A 7,423-nucleotide genomic window follows, 5' to 3' on the forward strand; every position below is an offset into this window, starting at 1 on the left:
TTCGCTATATAAATCTAGCGAATTCTTGGAGGTGACTTATGTCTAAGCAAAAAACAGGTTATAACGCTGTCTTTGAGCGTGTAATGAATGTATTGGAAAGAAGCCCTGAAGAATTTCAGCATTGGGCTAAATCCTCAGAAGAGGTGGTAGATGCCGCTTCTGATATGACCAAAGATGAATTGGAATTGATCTCCAGTTATGTCAGAAGAGATATCAAGGAATTTGCACAAAGTTATGAGGAGAGTAAAACAACCTTTCCTGATTCCCCTTTTTATCGATTAATAGCCGATTCTATTTGGCATGGTTTGCTTGAGATTACAGACAAGACACAAGTTGAATGGAAAGAAGTCTTCGATGATTTAGAGCATCAAGGTGTTTATCAAGCTGGTGAAGTGGTTGGTTTAGGGATTCTTGTTTGTGAGAAGTGTGGTCATCGAGAACAATTTAACCATGCTCAAATTATTCAACCTTGCACTCATTGTGAGAATGAAGAATTTACACGGCAGTCATTAAAGCCATAACGTTAATATGAGTAGATAGTAGATAGTAGATAGTAGAAAGGTCTGAATATCATAATGATATACAGACCATTTACTGTCGTTATCGACGCTTACGCCAAGCAATAATTAACGATAACATGACAAGGAAGTACAGCGGCCACGTACCCCAATAACGATAAGGAGTCGTTCCTGTTGTCGGGATGACTTCGCCACGTAATACTGCCATTGTAAATTGTGGAATTTGATCAGTAATCTTACCTCTATGATCAGTAATGGCGGTTACCCCGTTATTGGTAGAGCGAATGACGGGCTTACCTGTTTCAAGTGCTCGCATTTGAGCCATTTCCATGTGCTGTAATGGACCAATAGAAGTACCAAACCAGGCGTCATTAGAAAGCGTTAAAATATAATCAGTTTGTTCGGTAATATTCTCTCTAACTTGTTCGCCATATACGATTTCATAGCACAATGCGGGCGCTAAGTGTGTTCCACTTGCTTCGATATTTGGTTGGATATAGTCCCCGCGACTGAACGAAGACATTGGTAGATTAAATATCGGAGCCAATGGACGAAGTAATGCTTCAAAAGGAACAAATTCACCAAAAGGAAGTAGATGATGTTTACTGTATCTTGGCTGCTCAAGATAGTCGTAACCATTGGTGCCATTCACGCCGAGAGAAATAATATTATTATAAAAATTTCCGGTTGGGCTTTGACCAACAATCCCTGTAATCACTGTACTGTTATTCATAGTAGCTGCGCTATCAAGGTTTCTCAGAAAGCTTGGTATTTCAATCTCTAATGCAGGTACAGCGGCCTCTGGCCAGATAATTAGGTCAGCATCCCAGTTTTCACGAGTTAAATCCATATACTTCATAATGGTTGGCCAGCGTTCACTTGGTAACCATTTTAAGGCTTGGTTGATATTGCCCTGAATTAGAGCAACTTTAGTCACTTTTTCTGGTTGGGGGGTTACCCAATCAAAGGGTTTAATCGCAAAAGATGTCGCACCTAAAATGGCAGGAATAAGCAATAATGCCCATTTTCGTTCTAGTAAGGCATAGATTATCGCACCGACTGAGATCATTATCACGGCAGTGATGCCTTCTACGCCAAATATCGGTCCCCATGCTGAGAATGGGCTATCGATTTGACTGTAACCTAGCCATAGCCATGGAAAACCAGTAAATACCCAACCACGAAGCCAGTCAGTAACAAGCCAGAGAGCAGGAATGGTTAGTAAGTATTTAGTGAGAGTGTGCGAGGTAAAAAAGCGCTGTAGAAGAAACGTGAACAGCATTGGATATAAAGCAAGGTAGCTGATTAGACCAATCATTAAGAAAAGCCCTGCAGCCATTGGCATTCCGCCAAAATTATCTATGCTGATATGAACCCAACTAATCCCTGTACCAAAGTAGCCTATTCCCCAAAAGAAACCTAACCAAGTGGATTTTTTAGTGGTTTGTTGGTGGATTAAGACTAATAGAGCTAAGGGAGCTACAAAAGCGAAGGGCCAAATAGAGTAGGGAGCAAAAGCGAGAGTTGCACTTGCGCCTGAAATTACAGCAAGGATGAATCGAATGAGAGAGTGAGAAAGTAGAGGCATCGGCTTTTAACTCGAATAGATAGTAAATAGTGAAAGAGAGTTAGTCTGTATAATTCAAATAAAGTTCAGCCACTGAAAGATCAGTGGCTGATTTTGTTATTCTTCTTCAGATTCTGTTTTTATCGATTCTTTATCAGGAATCGTAACTTGAAGTTGAATAATACGACGATTGTCTGCTGCGGTAACCTTAAAGGTAAAACCAGAGATCTCGATAGTTTCCCCACTTTCAGGTAAATGCCCGAAACTGGTTAACACTAATCCACCAACCGTATCGATTTCGTCGTCACTGAAGTGTGATGCAAAAGCGTCATTAAAGTCATCGATTTCAGTTAGGGCTTTCACAGCAAATGTGTGCTTGCTCAACTGACGGATGTCTTTTTCTTCTTCGTCATCAAACTCATCTTCAATATCCCCAACAATTTCTTCTAGGATATCTTCAATGGTAACTAGACCCGAAACCCCACCAAACTCATCAACTACGATGGCCATGTGGTAACGCTCTTCTCTAAACTCTTTTAAAAGTTTATCAACACGTTTGCTTTCTGGTACTACAACAGCAGGTCGAATAACTTGTTCGATCTCAAAGGCTTCACAATCTGAGCCTAAGTATCTTAATAAGTCCTTCGCAAGGAGTATTCCTTCAACATGGTCTTTATCCTCACTGATCACAGGGTAGCGTGAGTGTGACGCTTCTATGATAGTTGCTATCAGTGATTCTAGATCTTGTGTTTTCTCTACAGTGACCATCTGAGAACGCGGTAACATAATATCGCGGACTCTCATTTCAGATATTTCCATTACACCTTCGAGCATGTCTCGGGTGTCGTGGTCAATAACTGAATTCTCTTCAGAGTCTCTAAATACATCTACCAACTCTTGGCGATCTTTAGGTTCCCCTTGAAACAGTTGGGAAAGGCGTCCTAAGAAGGACTTTCTACTCGGACCTTCTGTATTCTGTGTATTTTCGTCGTTCATGGCTTCTTTAAAAGTAGTTGCTATCAATGTGGATAGCTCACATAGGTAACTATTGGATTATTCCAACAATTATTTCTCAGCGAGATATGGATCTTCGAATCCCATTTCTTGCATTAATTCTGTTTCGAGAGATTCCATCTCTTCAGCTTCTTCATCCTTGATATGATCATAACCTAGCAGATGAAGACTGCCATGTACAACCATATGCGCCCAATGTGCTAATAAAGGCTTGTTTTGTTCAACAGCTTCTTTTTCAACAACTTGACGGCAGATGATTAAATCACCTAATAAATCGATTTCAATTTCTGGTGGTGCTTCAAATGGGAAGGACAATACATTAGTTGGCTTGTCCATACCACGATACTGATGGTTTAACTCGTGACTTTCTTTTTCATCTACAATTCGAATGGTTAACTCAGCTTGTGGTTGAAATTGTGGGATCACTGCATTCAGCCAAGACATTAAGTCTTTTTCTGAAGGCAGGTATTTGTCACTTTCACAGGCAATTTGTAGATCGAGTTCAATGCTCATGGTTCACCTAAATTTATTGTACTAGTTATTTTCAGAGTCAATTAAACGCGCTTCACGTTCTTCCTTCGACGCTGCCCTTCTAGTTTACGCTCTTTTTGATCATTTGTTTCCCATTTTTCATCGGCGATAAAGAAATTAAAGCTAATTTCATCAACGTCAGATAATACTTCACAGGCTTTTACTGCTAGGTGAGTTAGAAGGATTCGACGAACCTCTTGACGCTCAAGCACATCGACAGCAACCGCTAAATAGAAAAAAGATGATCAAGTTACCTTAATCATCTTTTTAGTGTTTGATTTTATTGAGGGGATCACTCTATGGCGTAAAAGTGCCTACACCAAGATCATCTTCACGACGTGTCTTCTCTATCATTTCAGAAGGAGAAACGGCAACACGTAATCCCATGTCTTTTTCGGTACGAACTAAAGTACCGCGTAAAGAGTTCGTAAATGATTCGGTAATATGAAGATCAACAAATTGTCCAATCAGTTCTGGGTTACCAGTAAAGTTAACAACACGATTATTTTCTGTACGGGCACGCAGTTCCATTGGGTTACGTTTTGATGGACCTTCAACCAATGCGCGAAGCTCTGTACCTAGCATTTGACGAGAGAAACGTGCTGATTGGAAGCTAATTTGTTGTTGAAGTTCAGCCAAACGGTCTTTCTTCGTTTGCTCAGGAATATCGCATGGATAATCAGCAGCAGGTGTTCCTGGGCGTGGAGAGAAGACAAAGCTGTAGCTCATATCAAAGTCTACGTCTTTAATTAGCTTCATTGTGTCTTGGAAGTCTTTTTCTGACTCACCAGGGAAAGCAACGATGAAATCCGAGCTGATTAAAATATCAGGACGAGCTTTACGTAGCTTACGGATGATTGATTTGTACTCAATCGCAGTATGAGGACGTTTCATCATCGTTAGGATACGATCTGAACCACTTTGTACTGGTAGGTGTAAGAAGCTTACTAATTCAGGAGTATCTTCATAAACAGCAACAATATCATCACCAAACTCTAGTGGGTGACTGGTTGTAAAGCGTAAACGGTCGATACCATCAATAGAGGCAACCATACGAAGTAAGTCAGCAAATGAGCAAAGTTCACCATCGTACATTGGGCCACGGTATGCATTTACGTTTTGACCTAATAGGTTTACTTCACGTACGCCTTGCTCTGCAAGTTGAGCAATTTCAAATAATACGTCATCTAATGGACGGCTAACTTCTTCACCACGAGTGTAAGGAACTACACAGTACGTACAGTATTTTGAGCAGCCTTCCATGATGGAAACGAAAGCAGATACGCCATCCGCTTTTGGTTCTGGAAGATTATCGAATTTTTCGATCTCAGGGAATGAAATATCCATAACGGTTTTTTCATTAGAAAGCGATTGTTTGATCATTTGTGGCAAACGATGAAGTGTTTGAGGACCAAAAATCACATCAACATAAGGAGCACGTTGACGAATATGATCGCCTTCTTGAGTGGCAACACAGCCACCAACGCCAATCACTAAGTCTGGTTTTTTGTCTTTTAAATGTTTCCAGCGGCCTAATTGATGAAAAACCTTTTCTTGGGCTTTTTCACGAATAGAACAGGTATTTAATAATAGAACATCCGCTTCTTTCGGATCTTCTGTTAATTCATAACCATTTGCGGCACCTAAAAGATCGGCCATTTTAGATGAATCGTATTCGTTCATCTGGCAGCCCCAGGTTTTGATCAGCAGTTTCTTAGTCATGTAACTTTTCACTCGTTTTTTATTACTAGAATTCGGTACAGTTTTGAGAGGCAAGCTCGATCAAAACAGATAGGGCGCGTATTGTACTGCTTTCCAAGCCTTATGACTAGGTATAGACAACCACGAATCTATTATGGGTATTATTTGAGTGATTTAGATTAAGAGTAAATCACGGTAAAATGAAGAAAATTATTGACTCATATAAGGTCTATGGATGATGAAAGAATATGATTACGCCATCGTTGGTGGTGGAATGGTTGGTGCGGCTACTGCCATCGGTTTATCTAAATTAGGCTATCAAGTTGCTGTAATTGAATATAAAGCACCAGATTCTTTTGATGATAGCCAACCAATGGATATTCGTGTTTCTGCTATCTCTCAATCGTCTGTTGACCTACTTGAAAAATTAGGTGCATGGGAAGGCATCAAAGAGATGAGAGTTTGCCCTTATAAGCGTTTAGAAACCTGGGAACATCCAGAATGTCGCACACGCTTTCATTCTGATGCTCTTAATATGGAGCAACTTGGTTTTATTGTTGAAAACCGCCTTATTCAATTAGGGTTATGGCAGACTTTTTCTTCTTACGGCAATCTTACGGTTATAACGCCTGCAAAAATTGCTGATCTTGAGTTTTTTAGTGAGCACAATGAACTGACATTAGAAAATGGCGACAAAATTAAAGCAAAGTGGATTATCGGTGCTGATGGCGCTAATTCTTATGTTCGCCAAAAAGTAAAGATAGGGATTACCGCGTGGGATTATCGCCAACACTGTATGTTGATTAATATCGAAACAGAAAAAAACCAACAAGACATCACTTGGCAGTGGTTTACTCCTTCTGGCCCCCGATCATTTCTGCCTTTACATGGAAATAAAGGTTCATTAGTGTGGTATGACTCGCCTCATCGTATTAAACAACTCTCTTCTATGACTTCTATTCAGTTAGAAAAGGAAATTAAAGTCCATTTTCCGCAAGATCTGGGTGAGTTTACGGTAGAGCAATCTGGTTCATTCCCTTTAACTCGTAGACACGCTCATAAATACGTCCATCATCGTTGTGTTTTATTAGGAGACGCAGCTCATACGATTAATCCTTTAGCAGGACAGGGCGTTAATTTGGGTTTTAAAGACGTAAAAGTATTGTTGGAAGAAATTGAAACCAAAGGATCTGAGACGGATAAAGCGTTACGTCTTTATGAATTAAGACGAAAAGGTGACAACTTAGCGATGCAATCAAGTATGGATTTGTTTTATACCTTATTTAGTAACTCACTGCCTCCGGTTAAATTTTTACGAAATGTAGGTTTGAAATTAGCTGATTCATCTGGTGCATTGAAAACACAAGCATTGAAATACGCGCTGGGCTTATAGAAAGATTGAAGAAGAATATCAGGAAATAATATAAATAGAGGTGATCATTTGATCGCCTTTTTTATTGCGTTAAAAACCATTAAATTGGTTCATTAATGCTATTTAGATTTGCTTTAGAGAGTAAGGAAAAGAGCGATCTTTAAGAAGAATGTACAGACGAAAAAAAAGCCCATCAAATTAATGATGAGCTTTCTTAAAGTGGTTGGGATACCTGGATTTGAACCAGGGAATGCCGGCATCAAAAGCCGGTGCCTTACCGCTTGGCGATATCCCAACAGAGAAGATTATGTTAGTGATTAAACTAAGATAATACATCTTTAAATATGGTGCGGACGGAGAGACTTGAACTCTCACACCTTACGGCGCCAGAACCTAAATCTGGTGCGTCTACCAATTCCGCCACGTCCGCGTTCTTCTAGTTGTTAATTAAAACAAAGAGTAGAAATTTTTGTAGTTAGAAGACGAATTGGAGAGTCTTTCTAACGTTGTCATAATTAATCAGGTTGCATCAATTATGTAAATAGTGGTTGGGATACCTGGATTTGAACCAGGGAATGCCGGCATCAAAAGCCGGTGCCTTACCGCTTGGCGATATCCCAACAGAGAAGATTATGTTAGTGATTAAACTAAGATAATACATCTTTAAATATGGTGCGGACGGAGAGACTTGAACTCTCACACCTTACGGCGCCAGAACCT

Annotated in this window: 7 protein-coding genes and 3 tRNA genes; 2 read left to right on the forward strand and 8 right to left on the reverse strand. The window is 39.9% G+C overall.

Features of this window, described 5'->3' with window-relative positions:
- Positions 1 to 38: 38 nt before the first annotated feature.
- Complete coding sequence (locus Q1K78_RS03140) at positions 39 to 521, forward strand: zinc ribbon-containing protein (RefSeq protein ID WP_300174329.1); 483 nt, start codon at positions 39 to 41, stop codon at positions 519 to 521.
- Between the two features lie 79 nt (positions 522 to 600).
- On the opposite strand, the gene lnt is transcribed toward Q1K78_RS03140, so the two are convergent.
- The 5 genes from lnt to miaB form a co-directional block, all read right to left on the reverse strand.
- A complete protein-coding gene (gene lnt / locus Q1K78_RS03145) occupies positions 601 to 2,106 on the reverse strand; it encodes an apolipoprotein N-acyltransferase (protein ID WP_300174331.1) in 1,506 nt (501 codons plus the stop codon).
- Between the two features lie 96 nt (positions 2,107 to 2,202).
- Positions 2,203 to 3,081 (reverse strand): CNNM family magnesium/cobalt transport protein CorC, encoded by an 879-nt coding sequence (gene corC / locus Q1K78_RS03150; RefSeq protein ID WP_300174333.1) that lies wholly within the window; start codon positions 3,079 to 3,081, stop codon positions 2,203 to 2,205.
- A 69-nt stretch (positions 3,082 to 3,150) separates the two neighbouring features.
- Positions 3,151 to 3,612 (reverse strand): rRNA maturation RNase YbeY, encoded by a 462-nt coding sequence (ybeY, locus tag Q1K78_RS03155; protein ID WP_300174336.1) that lies wholly within the window; start codon positions 3,610 to 3,612, stop codon positions 3,151 to 3,153.
- Positions 3,613 to 3,653: 41 nt separating this feature from the next.
- Positions 3,654 to 3,842 carry a hypothetical protein gene (locus Q1K78_RS03160; RefSeq protein WP_300174366.1) on the reverse strand — a complete coding sequence of 63 codons (189 nt, stop codon included), beginning with the start codon at positions 3,840 to 3,842 and terminating at the stop codon, positions 3,654 to 3,656.
- A gap of 85 nt (positions 3,843 to 3,927) precedes the next feature.
- A complete protein-coding gene (gene miaB / locus Q1K78_RS03165; protein ID WP_300174338.1) occupies positions 3,928 to 5,352 on the reverse strand; it encodes a tRNA (N6-isopentenyl adenosine(37)-C2)-methylthiotransferase MiaB in 1,425 nt (474 codons plus the stop codon).
- Positions 5,353 to 5,569: 217 nt separating this feature from the next.
- Here miaB and Q1K78_RS03170 point away from each other — a divergent pair, with 217 nt between their 5' ends.
- The gene (locus Q1K78_RS03170; RefSeq protein ID WP_300174364.1) at positions 5,570 to 6,724 is read left to right on the forward strand and encodes a 2-octaprenyl-3-methyl-6-methoxy-1,4-benzoquinol hydroxylase; all 1,155 of its coding nucleotides are present in this window, start codon (positions 5,570 to 5,572) and stop codon (positions 6,722 to 6,724) included.
- Between the two features lie 199 nt (positions 6,725 to 6,923).
- Here Q1K78_RS03170 and Q1K78_RS03175 read toward each other — a convergent pair.
- From Q1K78_RS03175 to Q1K78_RS03185, 3 genes are all read right to left on the reverse strand, one after another.
- Positions 6,924 to 6,998: transfer RNA gene (locus Q1K78_RS03175), tRNA-Gln, on the reverse strand.
- A gap of 50 nt (positions 6,999 to 7,048) precedes the next feature.
- Positions 7,049 to 7,133 (reverse strand) — tRNA-Leu (locus Q1K78_RS03180).
- A gap of 115 nt (positions 7,134 to 7,248) precedes the next feature.
- Positions 7,249 to 7,323 (reverse strand) — tRNA-Gln (locus Q1K78_RS03185).
- Between the last annotated feature and the right edge of the window lie 100 nt (positions 7,324 to 7,423).

It is taken from the genome of uncultured Aliivibrio sp. (assembly GCF_946479765.1).
Classification (GTDB): Bacteria; Pseudomonadota; Gammaproteobacteria; order Enterobacterales; family Vibrionaceae; genus Aliivibrio.

What these genes read in the sequence shown, in the direction of transcription:
- Q1K78_RS03140 (WP_300174329.1), top strand. Translation starts at nt 39, where the DNA reads ATGTCTAAGCAAAAAACAGGTTATAACGCTGTCTTTGAGCGTGTAATG.
- lnt (WP_300174331.1), bottom strand. Translation starts at nt 2,106, where the DNA reads ATGCCTCTACTTTCTCACTCTCTCATTCGATTCATCCTTGCTGTAATT.
- corC (WP_300174333.1), bottom strand. Translation starts at nt 3,081, where the DNA reads ATGAACGACGAAAATACACAGAATACAGAAGGTCCGAGTAGAAAGTCC.
- ybeY (WP_300174336.1), bottom strand. Translation starts at nt 3,612, where the DNA reads ATGAGCATTGAACTCGATCTACAAATTGCCTGTGAAAGTGACAAATAC.
- miaB (WP_300174338.1), bottom strand. Translation starts at nt 5,352, where the DNA reads ATGACTAAGAAACTGCTGATCAAAACCTGGGGCTGCCAGATGAACGAA.
- Q1K78_RS03170 (WP_300174364.1), top strand. Translation starts at nt 5,570, where the DNA reads ATGAAAGAATATGATTACGCCATCGTTGGTGGTGGAATGGTTGGTGCG.